This is a genomic window from Streptomyces sp. NPDC031100, from assembly GCF_055570785.1.
This window is the reverse complement of the sequence record NZ_JBVIGN010000007.1, coordinates 23,428-45,979: the sequence shown is the minus strand read 5'-3', so window position 1 is coordinate 45,979 and position 22,552 is coordinate 23,428. Positions and strand designations below refer to the sequence as shown.

The following is a 22,552-nucleotide window of genomic DNA, read 5'->3' as shown; positions in this document are numbered from 1 at the left end:
ATGTCCCAGGCCACCCACCCGGACGCCACCGCACTCACCGACGAGGAACTGCGCACCCTGGACGCGCACTGGCGCGCCGCCAACTACCTCGCCGCCGGCCAGATCTACCTCATGGCCAACCCGCTGCTCACCGAGCCCCTGAAGCCCGAGCACATCAAGCCGCGCCTGCTGGGCCACTGGGGCACCTCGCCCGGCCTGAACCTCGTCCACACCCACCTCAACCGGGTGATCAGGACACGCGGACTCGACGCGCTGTGCGTGTGGGGACCCGGGCACGGGGGACCGTCCATCCTCGCCAACTCCTGGCTGGAGGGCAGCTACAGCGAGACCTACCCGGACGTGTCCCGGGACGCGCCCGGCATGGAGCGGCTGTTCCGGCAGTTCTCCTTCCCCGGCGGGGTGCCCAGCCACGTGGCCCCCGAGACCCCGGGCTCCATCCACGAGGGCGGCGAACTCGGCTACTCGCTCGCCCACGCCTACGGCGCCGCCTTCGACAACCCGGACCTGCTCGTGGCCTGCGTGATCGGCGACGGCGAGGCGGAGACCGGACCGCTGGCCGCCTCCTGGCACTCCAACAAGTTCCTCGACCCGGTCCACGACGGTGCCGTGCTGCCGATCCTGCACCTCAACGGCTACAAGATCGCCAACCCGACCGTGCTGTCCCGGCTCCCCGAGCCCGAACTCGACGCGCTGCTGCGCGGCTACGGACACGAACCCCTCCACGTCACCGGCGACGACCCGGCCGCGGTCCACCGCGCCCTGGCCGCTGCCCTCGACCAGGCACTGGACCGCATCGCCCGCATCCAGCGCGCCGCCCGCCAGGAGGACGGCACCGAACGGGCCGCCTGGCCGATGATCGTGCTGCGCACGCCCAAGGGCTGGACCGGACCCGCCGAAGTGGACGGCGAACCCGTCGAGGGCACCTGGCGCTCCCACCAGGTCCCGCTGCCGGCCGTCCGGGAAAACCCCGCGCATCTACGGCAGTTGGAGCAGTGGCTGCGCTCGTACCGGCCCGAGGAACTGTTCGGCTCCGACGGACGGCCCCTCCCGGACGTCCTCGCCTGCATCCCCGACGGCCCGAAGCGGCTCGGCGCGACGCCGCACGCCAACGGCGGCCTCCTCGTCCGCGACCTGCCTCTGCCGGACCTCGACGCCCACGCCGTACCCGTCGACAAACCCGGCACCACCCTGCACGAACCCACGCGGGTGCTGGGCGCCCTGCTCGAACAGATCGTGCGGGACACCGGCACGCGCCGGGACTTCCGCCTCGTCGGACCCGACGAGACCGCCTCCAACCGGCTCGACGCCGTCTTCGCGGCCAGCGGAAAGGCCTGGCAGGCCAGGACACTCCCGGTCGACGAACACCTGGACCGGCACGGCCGCGTGATGGAGATCCTCTCCGAACACCTCTGCCAGGGCTGGCTCGAGGGCTATCTGCTCACCGGCCGGCACGGACTGTTCTCCTGCTACGAGGCCTTCGTGCACATCGTCGACTCCATGGTCAACCAGCACATCAAGTGGCTGAAGACATCGAGGCAACTGCCCTGGCGCGCACCCGTCGCCTCCCTCAACTACCTGCTGACCTCGCACGTGTGGCGCCAGGACCACAACGGCTTCTCGCACCAGGACCCCGGCTTCGTCGACCACGTCCTCAACAAGAGCCCCGAGGTGGTCCGCGTCTACCTCCCGCCGGACGCCAACACCCTGCTCTCCGTGACCGATCACGCCCTGCGCAGCCGGGACTACGTCAACGTCATCGTGGCCGGAAAACAGCCCTGCTTCGACTGGCTCTCCATGGACCAGGCCCGTGTCCACTGTGCCCGCGGCGCCGGCATCTGGGACTGGGCCGGCACCGAGAACGGCGGCGAACCCGACGTCGTCCTGGCCTGCGCGGGTGACGTGCCCACCCAGGAGGTGCTGGCCGCCGCCCAGTTGCTGCGCCGGCACCTGCCCGAACTGGCGGTGCGGGTGGTCAACGTGGTCGACATGACCCGGCTGATGCCGCACGAGCACCATCCGCACGGGATGACCGACCACGAGTACGACGGCCTGTTCACCACCGACAAGCCGGTGATCTTCGCCTACCACGGCTACCCGTGGCTGATCCACCGCCTCGCCTACCGCCGCACCGGACACAGGCACCTGCACGTGCGCGGCTACAAGGAGTCCGGCACCACGACCACCCCCTTCGACATGGTCGTGCGCAACGACCTGGACCGCTACCGGCTCGTGATGGACGTCATCGACCGCGTGCCCGGCCTCGCGGTGCGCGCCGCCTCCGTACGCCAGACGATGGCCGATGCCCGCACCCGCCACCACGCCTGGATCCGCGAGCACGGCACCGACCTGCCGGAGGTCGCGAACTGGAGCTGGCACAGCTGACCGCGCACCGGGTCCTCGACGACCTCCTCGCGCCCCGCGCCCCCGCAGCGGACTTCTCCGTCACGCACCCCTCGGCTCAGGAGCCGTGCAGCCCCGGCAACGGGGTCCGCGGGAGCCGCGGCAGCACTTCGAAGACGCCCCCCAGGCCGGTGGCCCGCAGCAGCCGCAGGAAGACCGGGCTGTCGGCGACCAGCCGCAGCCGGCCCCGCCGGGCCAGCGCCCGGTTCCGGGTCCGGCACAGGATCCCGAGCCCGGCGCAGTCGATGAACACGACCGGCCGCAGGTCGAGCACCAGGTCGGGGCGCGGGTGCTCGGTCAGCGCGTCGAGCCGGCGCGACAGCACGGGCACGGCCAGCAGGTCGATCTCGCCGTGCAGCGGCACGACGGTCGTCGCGCCGTGCAGCGGTACGACCGTCGCTTCGCCATAGGGCCGTACGACAGCCGCCTCGTCGGGCAGGTCGTCCGCGGGGAACGGCACCGCTCCCGTCTGGTTCTCGGACATGTCCACAGCCAACCGATCTCGTGAGAAGTACGGAAGGGCCGATCGGCCCCCATCCGGGACTCTCCGGACCGTCCGTCGGACGCCGTCAGCCGGGAATCCCCGCTGTGCCGCCCGAATCCGTGGGGAGGACCCCGGTGACCAGATCGGGACGCGTACCACCGGGTCGATGGCGTCGGCCTCGTAGGCGACGACGACACCGCCGCCGGCCCGCTGGACCCGCGAGGTCAGGGCCGAGCTCTCGCGGGTACGGATGACGATGTCGCCGCCGTCCAGTCGGTGCCGCTCCGGCATTCACTCTCGCCCGGACACGGATCCCCGCTCCAGTGCCGATCGGTCCCTGTCGAGGGGCCGGAAGTCCCTCGACGGCGCCGCTCACCTGCCGTCGCCGGTGTCGCTCCGGCCTCGTTCAGCACCCCCGACCGGGGACCGATACCGTGGCAGATGGCCCGACCGGTGGGGGGCCGGGCCGAGCGGACCTGGAGGACTGGGGTGGCAAACCCGGGCGAGTCCCGCGTACGACTGCCGCACCTGAGGCTGGACGAGCTGCTGGAGGAGCTGCAGGCGCGGCTCGACGCTGCCCGGGGCACCCGGGACCGGGTGCACAGCCTGCTGGAGGCGGTGCTCTCCGTCGGCCGTGAACTGGACCTCGAGCAGGTGTTGCGCTCCATCGCCGAGGCGGCCGCGGTCCTGGTGGACGCCGAGTACGCCGCCCTCGGCGTCATCGGACCGGACGGCAGACGGCTGTCGGCGTTCCACACGGTGGGCGTCACCGAGGAGGAGATCGCCAGGATCGGCCCCTTCCCCGAGGGGCACGGCATCCTCGGCGAGCTGATCCGGCATCCGCAGCCGCTGCGCCTGGCGAAACTCTCCGACCATCCGGCCTCGTACGGCTTCCCGCCGGGCCACCCGTCGATGAACAGCTTCCTCGGCGTCCCGATACGGGTGCGTGACCAGGTCTTCGGCAATCTGTACCTGACCCAGAAGCGGGGCGGTGCGGAGTTCGACGCGGAGGACGAATCGGTGCTGTCGACGCTGGCCGTGGCGGCCGGTGTGGCCATCGACAACGCCCGCCTGTACGAGGGGTCCCGGCTGCGCGAGCGCTGGCTGCGGGCCAACGCGGAGATCACCCACAGCCTGATGTCCGGCAGCGAGCGGGCCGAGGCCCTCGGGCTGATCGCCGAACGGGCCCGGGAGATCACGGGTTCCGCCCTGGCGGCCGTCGCCTTGCCCATGGAGCACACCGATGCGCTCGCCGTGGAGATCGCCGTGGGCGTGGACGCCGAGGCGCACCGCGGGCTGGTGCTGCCCCGGAACGCGACCCTGATGGGACTGGCCTTCTCCGCCGCCGGCCCGGTCAGCAGCGACGACGTCAACCAGGACGAACGGATCACCCCCGAGCCGGCGCGCTTCCGCGGCCTGGGTCCGGCCGTCGCCGTTCCCATCGGGACCGGCGAGGGTGGCGTCCGAGGCGTCGTCCTGCTGGCGCGCGAGACCGGCCGACCGGTGTTCGCGGGTTACGAGACCGAGATGCTGCAGGGCTTCGCCGCGCAGGCCGCGATCGCCATGCAGCTGGCGGAGCGCCGCGAGGACGCCGAGCGCATCGCCGTGCTCACGGACCGCGACCGGATCGCCCGGGACCTGCACGACCTGGCCATCCAGCGACTGTTCGCCACCGGCATGACGCTGCAGAGCGCAGGCCGCTTCATCGAGCACCCCCAGGCCTCCGAGCGGGTCCTGCGGGCCGTCGACGACCTCGACGAGACCATCAAGATCATCCGCTCGACCATCTTCGGGCTGCGGGCGCGCGAGGGCACGGCCGCCGGCGGGCTGCGGGCCCGGGTGGTGAGCGTGGCCGGCGAAGCCGCCCCGCTGCTGGGCTTCGCACCCAGCGTGCGCATGGAAGGCCTGGTCGACACCGATGTGCCGCGGGAGATCGCCGACCATGTCGTGGCCGTGCTCTCCGAGGCGCTCACCAACGTCGCCCGGCACGCCCACGCCGGCCGGGCCCAGGTGGTCCTGACCGCCGACGCGCACGAAGTGACCCTGACGGTCTCGGACGACGGCGTGGGCATCCCGCCCGGCGGCCGCCGCAGCGGACTGCGCAACATGGCCGAGCGGGCCGAGCAGCTGGGCGGCCGGCTGGAGGTGACCGGCTCCGACGACGGCGGTACGACGCTGCGGTGGCGGGCGCCCCTGCCCCGGGAGTAGTCCCCGGGGACGGTGTCCCAAGGGCCTGCCGCAACGGCAGCGGACTGCGCGGACGAGGCACGTGACGAAGCCTTCGTACGGCTCTCTTCGGCATACGGACGGCATCGATCCGCCATGAGGTGCACGATGGTGGGGTGACGCTCGGCGGCCGGGTGTACGACACCGCGCCGGAGCCGCTCGCCGCGCCGCCCGGCACGGGGCCCGCCCGGCACGGGGCCCGGCGGGCGCGGCGGACGTGCGGTACGCACGGACCGGTCCGCCCCACGTCACCCGGATCTCGATCCGGACCTGCCGGACGCCGAAGGGGCCCGCACGCCCCGACCGGCGGCCGCCGGCATGCGAGAGGAGGCGGCGACCGATGACGCGGACACCTCCCACGAGAGTGACACGGGACCGGTGGTGGCGATGGCATCGCAACCCGCTCCGACGGCACAGCGACGTCGTCGAGGCATGGATCGTGCTCGCCACCTGGATCATCGCCGTCCTCGGCGGCGCCGTCGCGGGCGCGACGGCGGCCCTGTCCGTGGACTCGGCGTTCTCCGCGCGACGCGCCCAGGTCCACGCGGTGTCCGCCGTGCTGACCGACGACGCGGCCAGGACCCCGCCGACCGGCAGCGGCTACGACGACGGCCGGGTGTGGGCCGGCGTGCGCTGGACGGCTCCGGACGGCTCGGTGCACACCGACCGGACGAAGGTCTACCCGGGTGCACCTGCGGGCAGTGGGCTCACGGTGTGGACCGATCGCGCGAACCACCTGGTGCGTGCGCCGGCGAGCACGGCGGAGGCGGCGCTCCAGGCGTCCCTGACCGGCGTCCTCGTCGCCTCGTCGACCGGCGGCGCCGTCTGGGCCGGGGGCTGGCTGGTCCGGTCCTGGCGCATGCGCCGGCGCCTGTCCGAATGGGACGAGGAGTGGAAGCGCATCGGACCGGAGTGGCGGAACTTCAGCAGCGGGGGGACGTGAGGGGCGCTGCCCGGTGAACAGGGCCGCTCGCCCCCCGCACGAGTGCACGCGTACCGACGTCACCGCAGTGGTGCGGGCCACGGCGCCGCGCTCATTCCGGGCTACCGCTGCCGTAGGGGGCGTAGAGGTCGAGCAGCCGGACCCGGGAGGCGTGCAGCCGCTGGGCGACCACAAGCCCGATCCAGACCGCGACGGCCCGCCCGAACTCGGCATCGGCGGCGCACCTCGCCCGGACCTCCTCGGCGTCGAACTCCCAGGTCCGCAGCGGTGTCATCGCCTCGCCGCCCAGATGCCAGAGGTGGGGCGGGAAGTGCCAGGACCAGCCGACCAGCTCCCCGTGCCCGAGCGACTCGATGACGGCGGGACGGCGGCCGGGCACCCGTAGGTCGAGGGCGACGGTGCCGGTCCGCACGATCCAGAAGCGGTCGGCGTGCCGGCCCTCCTCGAACAGCCGGGTCCCGCTCTCGAAGGAGACCTCGCGGGCGAGCTGCATCAGCTGTTCGCGGTGCTCGACGGGCAGGGCCGCGCTCATGGTGGTGACGGAGGTCATCGCTCCGGCTCCCTTCGCTCCAGGACCGGCAGCCCTCGCCGACGGAGGGCTCCTGATCCCAGCCTGCGCCCGTCCACACCCGGACACCACGGGCCGCTCGGCCCCACCCGGGGCCCTTAGACCCTGTCTGACCCTTCCCGCCTGCCCCGCGACCCGAGGTGCCGACCCGCGCACCGGACGCACCCGCGCCGTCTCAGCCGCGCAGGGCCTCGAACGCCTGGCGCGCGCCGATCCCGATCGCGAGGTCGATGTCCGGCGCCTGGCCGGCCCGCCGGTCCGCGCGGGTGAGCGCGGCCATGGCCACCCGGTCGCCGGACTCCGCCTCGACCACCCCGATCTCGTGCCGCAGATGCAGGAAGGTGCCCGTCTTGCCGCTCAACCGCAGGGTGTCGGCGCGCAGTTCGCTCGCCAGCCGCTGGGTGAAGACCTGAAGGGCCATCAACCGGCGCAACTCGGCGGTCGCTTGCGGACGGGAGATCTCGTCGCCCCACACCCGCTGCAACAGGTCCACCAGCGCGGCGGCGGAGCCGAGGTTGGCGTGGGCCGGATCCAGGGTCTCGATGGTGTGCCGGCCGGCACGCTCGTCGCGGACGGCGAGTTCCAGGGCGAGCGAGAAGTCGTTGCCGGCTGCCCCGGCCGCGCACTCGTACATGTGGTTCATCCGGTGCCGTACCCGTATCCCCTCGCACCCCCACGCACGCAGGCGGGCGTCCACGTCCGCGACCGGCACCAGGTCGAACAGCGCGTCGGCGGAGGCGTTGTCGCTCACCGAGAGCATCAGGAAGAGGAGGTCGCCGACGGCCACGGTGGCCGGGTGCCGGAACGCCGCGAGGCCGGTGGGTCCGATGCTGCTCGTGACCGGGTCGACCGTCACCGGGCGCGCCGGGTCCAGTTCCCCGGCCGCGATCCGGTCCAGCACGACCAGGGCGAGCGGCGCCTTCACCACCGAGGCAAGAGGCATCAACGCGTCGATGTCGAAGCCGAGTTGCTTGCCCGAGTCGAGGTGCCGGGCGAGGAAGGAGCCGCGGACGCCGAGAGCCGCCCAGTCGGCCGCGATCGTCTCGGCGACATCGAGCAGGGCGCCGTCCGCGGCCACGCAGGCCGGGCGGTGGGCCGGTGCCGCGCTCATCCGCGTGCCGCCAGCCGTGCCGAGGCCTCCTCGGCCGCGGAACCGGGCCGCCGCGCATCCGGCGCACCGCTCGTGGCACCGGCCGCCGCCCCGAGCAGCGCGGCCAGCCAGTCGGGCACGTCCGCCGCGTCCCGCTGACGCGGGGTCCCCTGGATGTCGTACCCGCGGTGCAGGGCGGCATCGGCGAGCGGCGCCCACCTCGCCCCGTGCTGCCGCGCGAACGGCTCGGCACACAGCAGGACCGCCCCGCCGGCCAGGGTCTCGGCGAGGGCCGTGGCCGCAGGCCCGGCCGGCCGCACCAGGCTCTCCGGCAACCCGGCGCGCGCGGCGGCACGGACCAACCTGTCCTGTGCATACGGCACTTCGTCCTCCGTCAGGGTCAGGAGGGGCAGCGCGGCGGGCCGTTCACCCGTCGCGGCACGGGTTCTGCGGGGCCGCAGGTCCTCCAGATGGATCGCGCGCCGACGGCCTGCGGTCGCTTCGGTGGGCGTCGGCTCCGGGGCACCGGGCGGTGCGGCCGACGCCAGGCCGAGCGGTACCCGGACCGCGGCGTGCTCCGGGGGAACGCGCACCAGGGCGTACGTGAGTGAGCCGTCGGCGAGCCCGGCGACCCGATCCCCGGGCGGCAGTTCGCGCATGCCGAGGGTGATCCCGCGCTCGGTGCCCGCGCGGATGACGCGCGCCAGCGCCGCAGGGGCACAGTCCGCGGGCACCCCGACGGCACGCACCTGCGCCTGGCGGGCGGAGCGGGCGATCTGCCCGAGCCGCTGGGCGCGATCCAGCACGTCCTGCGCGTACGGCAGCAGGAGCAGACCCAGCTCCGTGGTCGTGACCTGCCGTCGCGAGCGGTCGAACAACAGGCCCCCGAAGTGGGCCTCAAGCGTCTTGATACGGCGGCTGAGCAGCGGCTGGGCGATTCCGAGCCGGTCGGCCGCACGCGAGAAGCTCGACTCGTCGACGGTCGCGACGTACGCCTCGAGATGTGCGAGGAGATCCATCCGCCCAGTCATATCAATACGTTATGACGGGTTCAAAGTTCACTCTTGGACATGAGTGGAGCCCGGCTGTTTCCCTGGTCCCTGCCGAAGATCCATCCGACCGACGACGGACGACCTGGGAGAACTCTGCACATGACCAGTGCCCACCCGCTGCCGCGCCGCCGCCTGCTCACGGCAGGTCTCGCCTTCACCACCGCCACCGCGGTCGCCTCGGCCGCGGGGGCGTCGACCGCATCCGCAGCCCCGGCGGCCGACCCGCAAGCCGAGTTGAGCGAGCTGGAGCGGCGGTACGGGGCGCGCCTCGGCGTGTACGCCCACAACGTGCGCACCGGGCGGGTCGTGGCGTATCGCGCGGGGGAGCGGTTCGCGATGTGCTCGACGTTCAAGGCGTTCGCGGCCGCCGCCGTGCTGCGCGACCACGGTGACTGCGCACCGCTGCACACGGTGATCCACTACCCGCCGAGGGACATCCTGGCGAACTCGAAGAAGTCCGAGGAGCACCTCGCCACCGGCATGTCGGTGGGCGACCTGTGCGCGGCCGCGATCCAGTACAGCGACAACACTGCGGGCAACCTCCTGCTGCGCCAGATCGGCGGGCCGGCCGGCCTCACCCGGTTCTTCCGGTCGCTCGGCGACCGGGTGAGCCGGCTCGACCGCTGGGAGACCGACCTGAACACCGCCCTCCCCGGCGACCTGCGCGACACCAGCACCCCTTGGGCCCTCGGCCGCAGCTTCGAGCGGCTGACGCTGGGCCGGGCCCTGGGCGCGGCCGACCGCGAACAGCTCGTGACCTGGCTGAAGGGCAACACCACCAGCGGCAAGCGGTTCGGCGCCGGGCTTCCCGACGGCTGGGTCCTCGGCGACAAGACGGGGACCGGCGACTACGCCACCGCCAACGACGTGGGCGTCGCGTGGACCACTCGGAAGACGCCCCTCCTGCTGGCCGTGCTGTCCACGAAGACCACCCAGGACGCGCCCGTGGACGACGCGTTGATCGCCGACACGGCCCGCGTCCTGGCACGCACCCTCGCACCCGGCGAGTAAGTCGCACCACACCGACCACCGGTTCATGTCGGCGACGGTCACCATCCCCGCGGGAACGTCTTCCGGTACGACGTCTCCCACCACAACATCGACGACGGCTGGGACCTCTGCACCAATACCGACACCGGCGCCATCGGCCCGGTGACCATCGAGAGCTCCCTCTCCTACTCCAACGGCACGCTGAGCGACGGCACTCAGAACAAGAACGGCGACCGCAACGGCTACAAGCTCGGCGGCGACGGCATCGCGGTCAACCACGTGGTCCGGCTCCCGGTGCTCCTCCTACTCCGGCGCCCTGGCCTGGTCCTTCGCCTCGGACGGGCACCTGGTGGTGGCCTTCGGCGGCAAGGTCGTCACGCCCTGGCGGGGCGCCCGGCTCAGCCGACCCTGTCGCCCGCCCCCACGGGATGTGCCTCCAGTTCCGCAGCGGACAGCAACTCCGCGACGAGTTCCGCGGATCCGCCGACGTAGGTGCTGGTGAGATCCACGTCGCCGCCCACGCACCAGGCGCGGTCCTCGGGCCACCACAGGTCGGGCAGCTCGGCGAACTCGTCCAGGGACGGCGGCGAGACGGCATCGGCCAGGGCGCCGGCGAGCAGCACCTCGTCCCGGCCGGGTGTCGCGAACGTGGGGATCCCGTCGAAGTCCCACCGCCCGTACCCGCACCACAGGCCGAACCAGCAGCGCTCCGGGGTCCGGGTGTGCCGGGCCAGAATCGGGATGAGGGCGCGGGCGACATCGGGCGGGGTCGGACCCTCGCCCGGATGCTCGTCCCACACACCGGGCAGACCGAGGTCGGAGCGGTTGAGGTAGTCGCGGTCCGCTCCGATGACCTCGTGCCAGTACGTGCCCGGTGTCACCCGGGTGCCGTACGCGGCGGCCACCGTCGACCAGCGCACCTGCCGTTCGTCCAGGGTTGCCGGGTGCAGGATCCTCGCGTAGGCCTCGAAGCCGGGCGCGGCGACACCCGCCACCGTTCCCATGGCGGCGTACCCCGGGGCGCGTTGAGTGAGCCACCGGGCAGGCGAGAGATCGGCGGTACGGACGTGCAGGCGTCCGTACCACTCCGGGGCGGGGTCCCGGTCGACCGGGCGAAAGTCGTTCACCCGCACATTCTGGCGGAGAAGGCAGGATTCGAACCGACCGGTGCGCCGGTCAGTTCGTCACCGGGAGCGAGCACGGGGTCCACGGACAGGGCCGTCAGATCGGCACGGTGGCCGGGTGCGATGCGACCGGCCACGGCGGACTCGCCGGCCGCGGCCGCCGCGCGGCTGGTGCAGCCCTCCAGCGCCTGCAACGGCGTGAGCCCCGGCCGCCGTGCGGCGGCGCCCTTGGGGTGGCGGCCCCTGGCCAGGACAGCCCGTACGTCGTAGTGCGCGATGGGCCGGTCCGAGCCGTCGTCCAGGACGTGGCGCACGGCCGCGTCCCCGATGGCGTGCGTCGCCGTGCGCACGCCCACCGCTTGCAGGGTGCGGACGGCGGGGGCGTACGCCGGCTGAAGCAGGTGTGCGTCGCCGCGTCATGAGTACGCACACTCATGACGGCGGCCCGGCCCGTCGGCCAGGATCGGTGCATGACCATGATCAGGACGACGGGGGCACGGGCCGCGACGGCGCCCGTGGTGTTGCTGGCCGTACTCGCCACCGGGTGCGGGACGCAGCGGGCCGGTGACGAAGCCGGTGCGGGCGGCCCGTCGCGGACCGCCGTGGCCACGCCGAGCCGGATCGCCGACTATCCGTGCCCCGGCGAGAGCCCCAGCCCCACCCCCACAGCGTCGGCGTCCACGGACACCCCGAGTCCCACCGTGCCGCCGGCCGACCACTACGCCGAGAACCACGGCTTCATGGTGCCCTTCCCGCTGCACGGCAAAGCCCGCTGCCAGGGCGTCGCGGCCATCGGACGCGTGCGGAAGGCGCTCGAACCGCTGCGCAGGCGCGGGGAGTTCGACCCCGAGAGTGTCCGCAGGGTCCTCGCCGGCCTCGGGTACACCGGAGAGCGGGCGCAGACGTACCAGAAGGGCTCGATGACCGTCGGCTTCCTCGTCGAGGCCGACGACTACCCGGTGTGCCTGGAGGGCGAGATGAACGAGGCCGCGACCGAGGCGGACGCCTTCGGCGGCTACCCCGACCACACGGGCTGCGACCAGCCCTCGGGAGGCCACTGACCACACGGTCTCAGCTGGGGCGAGCTCGGTTACCGGCCGGTTTCCCAGTACCGCAAGTAACATGATCACCTTGCTCCGGGTGTACCAGTCAGTCAACTCGGCGCCGTCTCGCGACGCGCCCTGTCCGGAGATGTCCATGTCTTCTCTCAACGTTGCGCACAACGATCCGTTGGACAACGCGCGCTTCACCTACGAGCAGCACGTGCAGACGTGCCGCCAGTGTCATGCCGACGCCGCGCCCTGTGCCGTGGCCAAGCACCTCCTGCGGATCTACAACCTCGCCCGCAGGGACCGGCTCCGGGCCACGGGGCACCAGGCACAGTGACGCCCGGGCCCGGTGGCTGTCGTCAGACCGTGCCGCCGTACACCTCCTCCACGTTCGCCCGGGGTGGTGGGCCGGTGCGGGCCGCCGGGCCCCGCGCGAAGGTGCGCAGCAGGTTCTCCGTGGTGCGCGTGACGAACGCGCGCGTGCGGCCGTCCATCCCGTGGTCGCGGCCGAGTTCGCCGGTGCCGGCCAGCAGGCCCTCCACCCAGCGCATGGTGCCGGTCGCGAACACCCCGGCACCGCTGGGGGCCGTGTAGTACGCGGAGTCGCTGTGACTGGGACGGCCGGCCCAGACGACGGGGGAGTGCGCGGTGATCTCCAGGGGGCCGGGAGTGGGGGAGCCGGGCGTGACACGGTCGTACTCGACGCCCACCAGATGGGCGAAGGCATCGCCGGGGCGTACTCCGGTGCCGTCGTACAGCCAGTGGTCGGCGGCGTGCACGACATAGGGGGCATCGACCGGATAGCCCTCGTACAGGACGCCGGTGAGCGAGGACTCCGGGTCGGCGGCGGGCGGACTGCGGTAGTCGGTGGTCACCAGCGCCGGGGCGGACGCATAGCAGGGGTCGGCGCGGTAGGACGTCTTGTAACAGACCACCGTACGGTCGCCCGCCCGCTCCCCGTCCTCCAGGCGGACCCGGCGGAAGCAGGTGTTCGCGCCGAGGAAGGCCACGTTCGTCCCGGCGTCCCGGGCCCGGGTGACGTACGCCCGCTGCTCGGGCGTCCAGTACTCGTCGTGTCCCAGACAGACGAGCGCGCGTGCTCCGCGGAGCACCGACGGGTCCCGGTGGACGTCGACGCCGGTGGTGTAGGCGAGCGGGATGCCCAGGCGTTCGGCCAGCACCACCAGCGCCCGCTCGTAGACCAGGAACTTCTCGGCGCCGTTGCCGTCGTAGGGGCGGTCGAAGCTGACCGCGAGCGACCGGGTGGCGTACGCGCCCGAGGAGCCCGCGTAGAGGCTGTAGCCGCCCCAGCGGTTGTAGGCCTGCCAGGTCGCCGGGGCGTGCAGCAGAACCGTGCGGCCCGAGCCCTCGGCGGAGCGGACGATCAGCGGGACGTGCCGCTGGTGGCCGGTGTCCGCCTCCAGCCGCAGCAGATACGCGCCTTCCGGCCACCCGGCGGTGTCCAGGCTCAGCGAGACGGGCCAGTCGGCGCGCACGGTGCGCGTGGCGGGCAGCAGGTGCTGGGGCGACTGGGCGCGGCCCGGTATGCGTGGTGAGGCCCATATGAGGCGGGCCTGCTTGCCGCCGTACCAGCCGACGCGCAACGCCGAGACCCGGAACGACGCGGCGGTGGTCGACACATGCAGGCCGCATTCCTGGCCGGGCGTGACGCTCACCTGGTCCGTGTAACCGGCCACGGCATCCGGCGGGCCCGCCGAGCGGATCCGCCAGTCGGCGGTGCCCGGCGCGTCCTGCTCGGCCTCCGGCAGGAAGCGGCTGTCGCCGCGGGGGTTCGCACGCGGGGGCGCGGATGTGCAGGCGGCCGCTGTGCCCAGGCCCGCCGCGGCGCACAGGGCCAGGAAGCGCCGGCGCTCCACGGCCGGAGTGCCGTCTGCTGGGGTCACCGCGCCTCCCGGATCCGCCCCGGTCAGTCCCCCGTCCAGCCTCCCGGTCCGGCGGCCTCCCGCAACCGCACCACTGCTCCGGGGCCGTGGCCCAGTACGTGGCCGGTCCGGCGAGCGACGGGGACGAGCGCGGGCCGGTGGGGAACCGGGTGTTGTTCCGTACGAGTGAATGCGTCCGTGGCAGTGGCGTCGCCGGCGGTGGTGGTCCGGGGCCGGTCACAGGCTCCGGCGGCATGCTGGGCAGCAGCCGGCTGCTGGGAGGCGAACATGGGACCGGTGCGCCGGGGTGCTCGGACCGCCGCGGTCGCGGAGTATCTGCGCGGTGCCCTGTGGGTGCTGCCGGGGACGGCCGCCGCACTGGCGCTGGTGGCGGGCAGCCTGCTGTCGCGGGTACGGATCCCGCCGGACTCGGTGTGGCACCCGATCGCTTTCGGCGGCACCGCGGACGACGCCCGGCAGGCGCTGATCACGATCGCCTCCACGATCGTGACCGTCATCGCGCTGGTCCTCGGACTGACGATCGTCACGCTGCAGTTGGCCTCGACCCAGTTCTCCCCCCGGCTGTTGCGCAACTTCCTGCGCGACCGCCCCAACCAGGTGGTGCTCGCCACCTTCGTCGCCACGTTCGCCTACAGCACCGCCGGGCTCTACACCGTCCGCGCCACCGGCGGCGCGGACTTCCCCCGGCTCGCCGTCACCGGAGCGATCGCGCTGATCTTCCTGAGCCTCGGGATGCTGGTGTTCTTCGTGCACCACATCGTGCACTCGATCAAGATCGACACCATCATGAACTCGGTCGCGGAGGCCACGGCCCGCACGGCGCGGGCCTACACCCCGACGGCCCCGGGCGTGGACCGCACCGGGCCGGTCCCGCCACCGGGCGCGCTCGCCCTGGCCGCCCTGCGCTCCGGCTACGTGCAGACTGTCCATCCCGGACCGCTGCTGGAGGCCGCCGCGGCCCAGGACGCCGTCGTGGTGGTCGTCCCGAGGGTGGGCGACCATGTCGTGGCCGGTACGGCGACGCTGGCCGTCGCCTGGTCACGCCGGGGCGGACCACCGAGGAACGCTCCCGCACTGGCCCGTGCCCTGCACCACGCCGTCCAGATCGGCCCGGAGCGCACCTTGCAGCAGGACGTGATGTTCGGCATGCGCCAGCTCGTCGACATCGCGCTGCGTGCCCTGTCGCCTGCCGTCAACGACCCGTACACCGGCGTTCAGGCGCTCGACAGGCTCTCCGTGATCGTCGGCATGCTGGGTGGGCGCACCCTCGGCGACGAGGTCAGGACGGACCGGGCGGGTGTGGTCAGGGTGGCCGTCGCCGGTCCCCCCTTCGCCGACTGTCTCGACCTCGCCTGCGGCCAGATCCGTCGTTACGGGGCCGGTGAACCCGCCGTGTGTCTGGCGCTGTTGCGCCTGCTGACCACGGCCGCCGCCTCGGTCACCGACGCGCACCGACTGGCCGCGGTCACCCACCAGGCCCGACTCGTCCTGGCCGACGCGGAGACCCGCATCGCCCAGCCCGCAGACCGCACGGCCGTACGTGAAGTCGGCGCCCGGCTCGTCTCGCCGTAGGCCTGCGCTTTCGCGGCCCCGTCAAGCCCGTCCATGTGCCTCCTGCGAGCGTCGCGACAGTGAGTCGATGACCACCGCGGCGAAGAGCACCCCGCCCGTGATCACGAGCTGGACGGCGGTGGGGGTGTCCGTGAGCGCCATGCCCGACGCGATCGACTGGATGACCAGGATGCCGAGCACCGCGGACCAGGTCGTACCGCGTCCTCCGAACAGGCTGGTGCCACCGATGACGGCCGCCGCGATGGCATTGAGCAGCAGGACTCCCGAACCCGATCCCTGGCTCACCGAGGTGATGCGGGAGGCCAGGAACAGGCCGCCGAGCGCGGCCATGGTGCCCGAGACCGCGAGCACCGCGGTCTGCACCCGCATCACGTTGAGACTGGCACGACGGGCCGCTTCGACACCGCCGCCGAGGGCGTACACCTGCCGTCCGTAGTGCGTGTGCCGGAGCAGGACGTCGAGCCCGGCCACCACCGTGAGGAAGATCAGGAGGGCGAGAGGCAGACCCTGGAACCGGTTGAGCAGATACGCGGCGGCGAAGCTGATCACCGCGAGTCCTGCCGTACGGGCGGCGATGTGCCGAAGCGAGCGGTGCGGCATGCCCACGGCCTTGCGGCGCCGTCTGTCGAGGAGGGACGCGAGGAAGACCATGCCCGTGCCGAAGGCCGCCAGTCCGTAGGCGGCGCCGTCGTTGCTGAAGTAATAGCTGGTCAGCTTGGCGACGAGCCCGTTCTCGTCGAGGTTCACGGTGCCGCTCGTCCCGAGGATGGACAGCATGACGCCGTTCCAGGTGAGCAGCCCGGCGAGGGTGACGACGAACGCGGGCACCCGGATCCGGGCGAAGGAGAAGCCCTGCACGGATCCCGCCACGGTGCCCGCGAGCACCGCGACGATGAGCGCGAGCCATTCCGGCACGCCGCTGTTCACGTTCAGAACGGCGAAGACCGCCGCCGCGAGGCCGCTGATCGAGCCCACCGACAGGTCGAGCTCACCCAGCAGCAGCACGAAGACGATGCCGACCGCGATGAGGCCCGTGCCCACGATGTCCACGCTGAGGTTGGACAGGTTCCGCGGTGAGAGGAAGTTGTCGTTGAGGGACTGGAAGATGATCCAGACCACGGCGAGGACGAGGACGACGGGGAGCGAGCCCAGTTCGCCGGCGCGCAGCCGGTGCCGGCCGGCGGCGGCCCAGCCCTCCATGGCACGGGCGACCGCCCGCGCGCGGTGCGACCGAGGGGCCTCGGCGGTGGGTGCGGGCGGTTCGGCTCGCGTGTTGTCCGCCATGTCGTGCATCCCTTTCACCACCCTGCCTCCTGGTGAGCCGTCCGGCGGGGCACGTTCTCCGTGGCACCCGTGATGGAGGAGATGATCTGTTCCTGAGACGCGGTGCTCACGTCGAAGAAGCCGTTGTTGCGACCCAGCCGCAGCACGGCGGCCCGGTCCGCGAGAGCTTTCACATCCCCCAGGTTGTGGCTGATGAGGAGCACTCCGAGGCCCCGGTCCCGCAGCCGGTCGACGAGGTCCAGCACCTCGGTGGTCTGCTCGAATCCCAGAGCCGCGGTCGGTTCGTCCAGGAGCAGGACCCGCGGGTCGCCGAGGAGGGAGCGAGCGATGGCGACGGTCTGCCGCTGGCCGCTCGACAGCGAGACGACGGGCCCGCGCAGATCGGGGATGCCCCTGGTCAGCCGTTCCAGCAGGAGTCTGCTGCGGCGCTCCATCTCCACCTCGTCGAGGAACCCGAACCTGCGGATCTCCCGGCCGAGGAAGAGATTGCCGACGACGTCGAGGTTCCCGCACAGCGCGAGATCCTGGTAGACGGTGGCGATGCCGAGGTCCCGGGCGTCATGGGGGCGCCTGATGTGGACGGTCCGGCCCTCCCACTCGATGGTGCCCGTGTCCGCGGGGGCGACACCGGAGATCACTTTGACCAGGGTGGACTTGCCTGCCCCGTTGTCGCCCAGGAGAGCGAGGACCTGGCCGGCGTGGATCTCCAGCTCGATGTCCGTCAGGACATCGACGACACCGAAGCGCTTGCACACGCCGTGCAGCGCCAGCAAGGGGGGAGCCGGCACGAGAACCATCTCCTTCCCGGGGCCCGTCCGCGGTCGAACCGCTCGGTCAGCTCAGCCCGGCCTTCTCGCAGGCGGCCGCGAGCGAGGGGCTGCAGATCTGCCGGACCGTGTACACGCCGTCCTTCACCAGGGTGCCTTTGATGTCGGCGACGGTCACGGACACCGGGGTGAGCATGACGGCCGGAACCTCGGTCCCACCGCGGGTCCGCACCTTGGCCGTGGCCACCCGGTCGAGGCTGTCACCGCGGGCCGCGGCCACCGCCAAGGCGCCGCCGGCGGAGGCCTCGGGCCCGAACGGCTTGTAGACCGTCATGTACTGATCGCCGGCGACGATACGCCGCACGGCCGCGAGTTCGGCGTCCTGGCCGGTGACGGGAGGCAGCGGGTCGACCTTGTTGGCTTTGAGCGCCGAGATGCTTCCGGAGGCGAGGCCGTCGTTGGCGGCGTAGACCCCCTGGATGTGGCCGGCGCCGAGAGCGGAGAGGGCGGCGGACATGTTCATGTTCGCCGCCTCCGGCCGCCACTGTTGCGTGTCGTAGGACTTGGCGATCTTCACTTTCCCGCTGAGTACGGACAGTGCGCCCTGTTTGAACGACACCGCGTTGGGGTCGCTGAGATCGCCGTTCATCATGACGATCTGGCCCCTGCGCGCCTTGTCGCCCATGGCTTTCAACAGGGCTCTGCCCTGAAGCCTGCCGACCTGCTCGCCGTCGAAGGAGACGTAGCCCGAGACCGGGCCCTCGGCGAGGCGGTCGTAGGCGATGACGGGGATGCCGGCCTCATGCGCCTTCCGGACCGTGGGGCCGAGCGCCCTGGCGTCCACGGCCACCAGCAGGATGGCGTCGACCCCCTGGGTGATCAACGAGTCCATCTGTTCCTGCTGGAGGGCCACATCGTTCCTGGCATTGGCGTGCTCGACCGTGCAGTCGGCGCAGAGCTCCTTGATCCTCTTCTCGAGCAGGGGCCTGTCCCGTGTCTCCCAGCGAGCAGTGGTGGCGTCCGGGAGCAGCACTCCGATCCTCGGTGTGTTTCCCCCGTGCGAGGTGTTCCCGGTGCCCGTCCCGCAGGCCGCGGCAGAGACGATCGTCGAGGCCGCGGCCATGGCCATGGCCGCGTTCGCCATGAAGGCCTTCATGGGAGAGACCTCCCTCGGACACCGAACGGTCGGCAACCGGCTCACGCACGAACGGCAGGGCGGGTGAGCGGGGACCGGCGGGGGTGGCGTCAAGGCCTTCGTGCGCGGGCGGACCGGGTCGTGCGGGCCGGGCGTGACGCGGCGTCGCCCGCCCCCGCGAGACCGCCACGCTGATGGGGCAAGACGACCACGTCGTCAGTCTGACACCGGCCGCGGTGATCTGCGAACCCGGCGACAGGTTCGTCGACCGGTCCGCCGATCTGTCCGGTTAGCTCGCATGTGCGATTCTGGTGGAGGGCCCTCGTCGCACCCTGTCACCACCTCGGCCTGAACGGGAGGTAGGTGCGGACATGCCTCAGGACGGCAGTGCCCGGGCCACGATCGCGCAGCTGCGGGCATCCGTGGCCGACGCCGCCGGTACCGACCCGCAGCCGCTGCCCGATGCCGCCGCGACCGTGCGCATCCTGACGTTCGCCGGAGCGGCGCTGGCAGCGGTCTATGCGCTCGGTGCCGGGACGGAAGAACTTCGGCTGCTGGAAACCGCCGGATCCACCGCTTCCGCGTACCGGCTGCCGGAGCGCCTGATCCTTTCCGGTGGCTCACCCGCGGCCCAGGTCTTCCGCACCGGCCGGCCTCTGTGGCTGAACCCAGCGGCACTCGCCTCCTTCTCCGAGGGCGGCCCGACACCGTCACGAGCGGAGGTGTCGCTCGGCGCACTGCCCCTCGGAGCCGAAGGCAGACGCCTGGGCTGCCTCGTCGTCGTGGGCACGTGCGCGGACGGCTTCGAGACCGAGCAACAGCGCTTCCTGGAGCGGTACGCCGACGCGGTCGCTCCAGGCCTGCTGCCGGCGGCGGCCGCGGGCCCCGCGCCGTCGCCGCTGCTGGGTCCCGCCCTGCGGCGTCTGCGCGTCGGCTCGTTCGCCCTGGAGCCGGACACCGGCCTGATCGAGGCGGACGAGACCCTCCTGGAGCTGGTCGGTATCACGCCGGACGAGTTCGACGGCAAGGCGGACACCCTGCTCGCGCACACCCTCCCGGAGGACATGCACGCACTGATGTCGCTCCTGGAGCCGCCCGCCCACGCGCTCGGCGGTCGGGGACTGGAGTTCCGGGTCCGCCGGCCCACCGGCGGAATGCGCTGGCTCAGCCTGAGCTGCCGGGTGGTCGCGCGCACCGACGACCGGCCGGACCAGGTGCTGGGTGTGGTGACGGCGACCCCGGTCCTGCCCCGGAGCACCGACGACGTCTCCAGGATCCAGTGGCTGACCGCCGCACTCGACGATGCCACCACCGTCGCCGACGTCGGCCACGTGGTCGTCACCGCGCTGCGCGAGCCGCTCGGCGCCGACCGGGTGGCGCTCGCCGAGCTGCAGGACGACCGGCTCATGGGCACCGTGCTCGACCCGCCGGAGCGCGCGGCCTGGCCCGAGGCCTGGCGTTCCGGGTGGCGTTCGCAGTGGCCCGAAGCGCCGGTCGGCGCCCTGCCCACCGTTCGGATCGCCCTGCGGGACGGACGTATGGATCTGTGGCCCGCCGGCACCGCCCTCGAACCCGGACTCGCCGGCATCGGCCCCGGAGGGCTGGCCGTCCTGCCGCTGCCGGCCAAGGGCCGGGCCGCCGGCGTGTGCCTGATCGGCTGGGACCGGCCGCACGAGTTCCTCCCCGAGGAACGCTCCCTGCTGACCGCGACCGCGGCGCTGGTCGGGCAGGCCCTGGGGCGTGCCCACGCGTACGACGCCGAGCAGGAGCTCGCAACGATGCTGCAGCGCAGCCTGCTGCCCCGGCGTCTGCCCGAACTGTCCGGGGGCACGGCCGTCGCCCGCTATCTGCCCGCCAGGCGCGGCCTGCAGGTGGGCGGCGACTGGTACGACGTCATCGCCCTCTCCGAGGACCGGGTGGCGCTGGTCATCGGAGATGTGCAGGGACACAGTGCCGGAGCAGCGACGATCATGGGCCAGATGCGGACCGCGGTCAGGGCGTACGCGGTGGAGGGACACCCACCGGACGTGGTGGTCTCACACGCCAACCGGCTCCTCGTCGGCATGGAGACCGATCTGTTCGCCACCTGCTGCTACGCCGAACTGGACCTGGAGGAGGGCAACACCCTGTTCGTCCGGGCCGGACACCTCGCACCGCTGATCCGCCATCCCGACGGCAGCACCGAGGAGGTGCAGGTGGAGGGCGCGCTTCCGCTGGGCATCTCCGCTGAGGCGGAGTTCCCCATGACCGCCGTCGCGCTGGCCCCCGGCACGCTGCTCGCGCTGGTCACCGACGGCCTGGTCGAAGCCCCCGACCTGCCCCTGGACGAGGGAATGCGGCGCACGCGCAGCGCGCTCGCCGAGGCCGATCCGTCGGATCCAGGACGCGTGGCCGACGAACTGCTGGGTGACCTGGGCCGTCGCGAGGACGACGTGGCGCTGTTGCTGCTGCGCTATGACGGCATGAAGACCCGGCCGATACGGGCCGGATGGGCGGTGTGGCGGCTGCCGGACGCCGTCATGCACGCCCGTCGTTTCACCGCGCGCACGCTGCGCCGGTGGAACGTGGCGGACGTGGCCGACGCGGTGCTGCTGGTCGTGTCCGAACTCGTCACCAACGCCCTGGTGCACACCCAGGGACCGGTCCACCTCGACCTGACGCTCCGCGGGGACCGGGTGCGGGTCTGTGTGAGCGACTCGTCGCCACGCGCGCCCGCCAAGCCGGTGATCGTGGACTGGGAGGCCACCGGTGGCCGGGGACTGCTCCTCGTCGAAGCGATGTCGGAGTCCTTCGGCTCGGTGCCGGTGGCCAGCGGCAAGCAGGTGTGGAGCGAGATCGCCGTGCCGGACCAGGGGAATCGGCCATGAGAACCCGGACCCGGCACGTCGTCGCTGCGCTCGTCGCGGGGCTCATGACGATGCCCCCGGCCGCCTGCGGAGGGGGCGACAGGACGGGCGCGCAGGGTTTCACCGTCGGCCTGCTGCTCCCGAGCCGGTCACTGCCCCGCTGGGAGCACTTCGACAAGCCGCTGATCGAGAAGCGGCTGAAGGAGCTGTGTCCCCACTGCGCCATGGAGTACGCCAACGCCGACAACGACGCCATGAGACAGCAGCAACAGATGACCTCCATGATCACCAAGGGGGTCAGGGTCCTGATCCTCGACGCCGCCGACACCAGGGCGCTCCGCTCCTCGATCCAGCAGGCGCACGAGTCCGGTGTCCCCGTCGTCGCCTACGACCGGCTCGCCGAGGGCCCCATCTCGGGCTATGTCAGTTTCGACGGTGCGCAGGTCGGCAGGCTCCAGGGCGAGGCGCTCCTCAAGGCCATGGGCGACAGGGCGAACGGCAGGAACGTCGTCATGATGAACGGCGATCCGACCAACCCGAACGCGGCTTGGTTCAGAAAGGGTGCGCTGTCCGTCCTCACCGGCAAGGTGCAGATCCGCCGTTCGTACGACACCCCCGGCTGGAGCACGGAGAACGCCCACGCCAACATGTCCGCCGCCATCGCGGCCCTGGGCCCGCAACGGATCGACGGCGTCCTGGCGGCCAACGATGCCATCGCCGCCGGCGCCATCTCCGCTCTCAGGAGCGCCCGGGCAGGGGAACTTCCTCCCGTCACCGGCCAGGACGCCGATCTCGACGCCGTACGACGCATCGTCAAGGGCGATCAGCTGATGACGGTCTACAAACCCTTCGGGACCGAAGCCGCCGCGGCCGCCGCCATGGCCGTCGCCCTGGGGCGCGGCAGGAATCTGCGCGACGTCGCCACGACGACGACCGACAGCTCCACCACCAAGCACATCCCGTCCGTCCTGCTCACTCCGAGGTCGGTGACCGCCGCCGACGTCAGGAAGACGCTCGTCAAGGACGGCGTGTACACCATCGCCCAGATCTGCACCCGGGAGCTCCGGCCTGCCTGCGACAAGGCCGGACTCGGCGTTCGCAGGCGTTAGCTCTGGGCC

Annotated in this window: 19 protein-coding genes and 2 pseudogenes; 11 read left to right on the top strand and 10 right to left on the bottom strand. The window is 72.4% G+C overall.

Annotation, left to right across the window (positions count from 1 at the left end; translation table 11 throughout):
• Complete coding sequence (locus ACZ5DS_RS20480; RefSeq protein ID WP_468240440.1) at positions 1-2,382, top strand: phosphoketolase family protein; 2,382 nt, start codon at positions 1-3, stop codon at positions 2,380-2,382.
• A 76-nt stretch (positions 2,383-2,458) separates the two neighbouring features.
• On the opposite strand, the gene ACZ5DS_RS20475 is transcribed toward ACZ5DS_RS20480, so the two are convergent.
• The gene (locus ACZ5DS_RS20475) at positions 2,459-2,884 is read right to left on the bottom strand and encodes an STAS domain-containing protein (RefSeq protein ID WP_468240437.1); all 426 of its coding nucleotides are present in this window, start codon (positions 2,882-2,884) and stop codon (positions 2,459-2,461) included.
• Between the two features lie 441 nt (positions 2,885-3,325).
• Here ACZ5DS_RS20475 and ACZ5DS_RS20470 point away from each other — a divergent pair, with 441 nt between their 5' ends.
• A complete protein-coding gene (locus ACZ5DS_RS20470) occupies positions 3,326-5,092 on the top strand; it encodes a sensor histidine kinase (protein ID WP_468240434.1) in 1,767 nt (588 codons plus the stop codon).
• A 358-nt stretch (positions 5,093-5,450) separates the two neighbouring features.
• Positions 5,451-6,053 (top strand): Rv1733c family protein, encoded by a 603-nt coding sequence (locus tag ACZ5DS_RS20465; protein WP_468240431.1) that lies wholly within the window; start codon positions 5,451-5,453, stop codon positions 6,051-6,053.
• A 91-nt stretch (positions 6,054-6,144) separates the two neighbouring features.
• On the opposite strand, the gene ACZ5DS_RS20460 is transcribed toward ACZ5DS_RS20465, so the two are convergent.
• The 3 genes from ACZ5DS_RS20460 to ACZ5DS_RS20450 all read right to left on the bottom strand — a co-directional run bounded on the left by ACZ5DS_RS20460 (position 6,145) and on the right by ACZ5DS_RS20450 (position 8,730).
• A complete protein-coding gene (locus ACZ5DS_RS20460) occupies positions 6,145-6,603 on the bottom strand; it encodes a cyclic nucleotide-binding domain-containing protein (RefSeq protein WP_468240429.1) in 459 nt (152 codons plus the stop codon).
• A gap of 193 nt (positions 6,604-6,796) precedes the next feature.
• Complete coding sequence (locus ACZ5DS_RS20455) at positions 6,797-7,732, bottom strand: serine hydrolase (RefSeq protein WP_468240427.1); 936 nt, start codon at positions 7,730-7,732, stop codon at positions 6,797-6,799.
• The gene (locus ACZ5DS_RS20450) at positions 7,729-8,730 is read right to left on the bottom strand and encodes a LysR family transcriptional regulator (protein WP_468240424.1); all 1,002 of its coding nucleotides are present in this window, start codon (positions 8,728-8,730) and stop codon (positions 7,729-7,731) included. Before ACZ5DS_RS20450 ends, ACZ5DS_RS20455 begins: the two co-directional genes overlap by 4 nt.
• Before the next feature lie 132 nt (positions 8,731-8,862).
• Between ACZ5DS_RS20450 and bla the strand changes: the two genes are divergently transcribed.
• Together bla and ACZ5DS_RS20440 are read left to right on the top strand one after the other, a co-directional pair.
• Positions 8,863-9,774, top strand: coding sequence for a class A beta-lactamase (gene bla, locus ACZ5DS_RS20445; protein ID WP_468240422.1), 912 nt, complete (start codon positions 8,863-8,865; stop codon positions 9,772-9,774).
• A 51-nt stretch (positions 9,775-9,825) separates the two neighbouring features.
• A pseudogene (locus tag ACZ5DS_RS20440) lies at positions 9,826-10,135 on the top strand (right-handed parallel beta-helix repeat-containing protein); the annotation flags it as partial.
• Positions 10,136-10,151: 16 nt separating this feature from the next.
• Here ACZ5DS_RS20440 and ACZ5DS_RS20435 read toward each other — a convergent pair.
• Together ACZ5DS_RS20435 and ACZ5DS_RS20430 are read right to left on the bottom strand one after the other, a co-directional pair.
• The gene (locus ACZ5DS_RS20435; protein WP_468240420.1) at positions 10,152-10,880 is read right to left on the bottom strand and encodes a hypothetical protein; all 729 of its coding nucleotides are present in this window, start codon (positions 10,878-10,880) and stop codon (positions 10,152-10,154) included.
• Positions 10,877-11,266: pseudogene (locus ACZ5DS_RS20430) on the bottom strand (amidohydrolase family protein); the annotation flags it as partial. The gene ACZ5DS_RS20435 and the pseudogene ACZ5DS_RS20430, both read right to left, overlap by 4 nt.
• Positions 11,267-11,347: 81 nt before the next feature.
• Here ACZ5DS_RS20430 and ACZ5DS_RS20425 point away from each other — a divergent pair.
• Positions 11,348-11,938 (top strand): hypothetical protein, encoded by a 591-nt coding sequence (locus ACZ5DS_RS20425; protein ID WP_468240418.1) that lies wholly within the window; start codon positions 11,348-11,350, stop codon positions 11,936-11,938.
• A gap of 136 nt (positions 11,939-12,074) precedes the next feature.
• The gene (locus ACZ5DS_RS20420) at positions 12,075-12,263 is read left to right on the top strand and encodes a hypothetical protein (protein WP_468240415.1); all 189 of its coding nucleotides are present in this window, start codon (positions 12,075-12,077) and stop codon (positions 12,261-12,263) included.
• A 22-nt stretch (positions 12,264-12,285) separates the two neighbouring features.
• Here ACZ5DS_RS20420 and ACZ5DS_RS20415 read toward each other — a convergent pair whose 3' ends face one another.
• Positions 12,286-13,830 (bottom strand): N,N-dimethylformamidase beta subunit family domain-containing protein, encoded by a 1,545-nt coding sequence (locus tag ACZ5DS_RS20415; RefSeq protein ID WP_468240414.1) that lies wholly within the window; start codon positions 13,828-13,830, stop codon positions 12,286-12,288.
• Between the two features lie 267 nt (positions 13,831-14,097).
• Here ACZ5DS_RS20415 and ACZ5DS_RS20410 point away from each other — a divergent pair, with 267 nt between their 5' ends.
• Positions 14,098-15,402 carry a DUF2254 domain-containing protein gene (locus tag ACZ5DS_RS20410; RefSeq protein ID WP_468240411.1) on the top strand — a complete coding sequence of 435 codons (1,305 nt, stop codon included), beginning with the start codon at positions 14,098-14,100 and terminating at the stop codon, positions 15,400-15,402.
• A 21-nt stretch (positions 15,403-15,423) separates the two neighbouring features.
• Here ACZ5DS_RS20410 and ACZ5DS_RS20405 read toward each other — a convergent pair whose 3' ends face one another.
• From ACZ5DS_RS20405 to ACZ5DS_RS20395, 3 genes are read right to left on the bottom strand one after another with little or no spacing between them, the layout of a single operon-like run.
• Complete coding sequence (locus tag ACZ5DS_RS20405; protein ID WP_468240409.1) at positions 15,424-16,695, bottom strand: sugar ABC transporter permease; 1,272 nt, start codon at positions 16,693-16,695, stop codon at positions 15,424-15,426.
• Positions 16,696-16,700: 5 nt separating this feature from the next.
• Positions 16,701-17,483 (bottom strand): ATP-binding cassette domain-containing protein, encoded by a 783-nt coding sequence (locus ACZ5DS_RS20400; protein ID WP_468240406.1) that lies wholly within the window; start codon positions 17,481-17,483, stop codon positions 16,701-16,703.
• Positions 17,484-17,520: 37 nt separating this feature from the next.
• Entirely contained in the window at positions 17,521-18,597 is a 1,077-nt protein-coding gene (locus ACZ5DS_RS20395; RefSeq protein ID WP_468241256.1) for a sugar ABC transporter substrate-binding protein, read from the bottom strand.
• Between ACZ5DS_RS20395 and ACZ5DS_RS20390 the strand changes: the two genes are divergently transcribed.
• The 3 genes from ACZ5DS_RS20390 to ACZ5DS_RS20380 all read left to right on the top strand — a co-directional run bounded on the left by ACZ5DS_RS20390 (position 18,527) and on the right by ACZ5DS_RS20380 (position 22,543).
• A complete protein-coding gene (locus ACZ5DS_RS20390; protein WP_468241297.1) occupies positions 18,527-18,676 on the top strand; it encodes a hypothetical protein in 150 nt (49 codons plus the stop codon). The genes ACZ5DS_RS20395 and ACZ5DS_RS20390 overlap by 71 nt on opposite strands.
• 283 nt (positions 18,677-18,959) lie before the next feature.
• The gene (locus ACZ5DS_RS20385; protein ID WP_468240404.1) at positions 18,960-21,455 is read left to right on the top strand and encodes a SpoIIE family protein phosphatase; all 2,496 of its coding nucleotides are present in this window, start codon (positions 18,960-18,962) and stop codon (positions 21,453-21,455) included.
• Positions 21,452-22,543: a sugar ABC transporter substrate-binding protein gene (locus ACZ5DS_RS20380; protein ID WP_468240401.1), complete on the top strand. Its 1,092-nt coding sequence runs from the start codon at positions 21,452-21,454 to the stop codon at positions 22,541-22,543. Before ACZ5DS_RS20385 ends, ACZ5DS_RS20380 begins: the two co-directional genes overlap by 4 nt.
• The last annotated feature ends 9 nt before the right edge of the window (positions 22,544-22,552 follow it).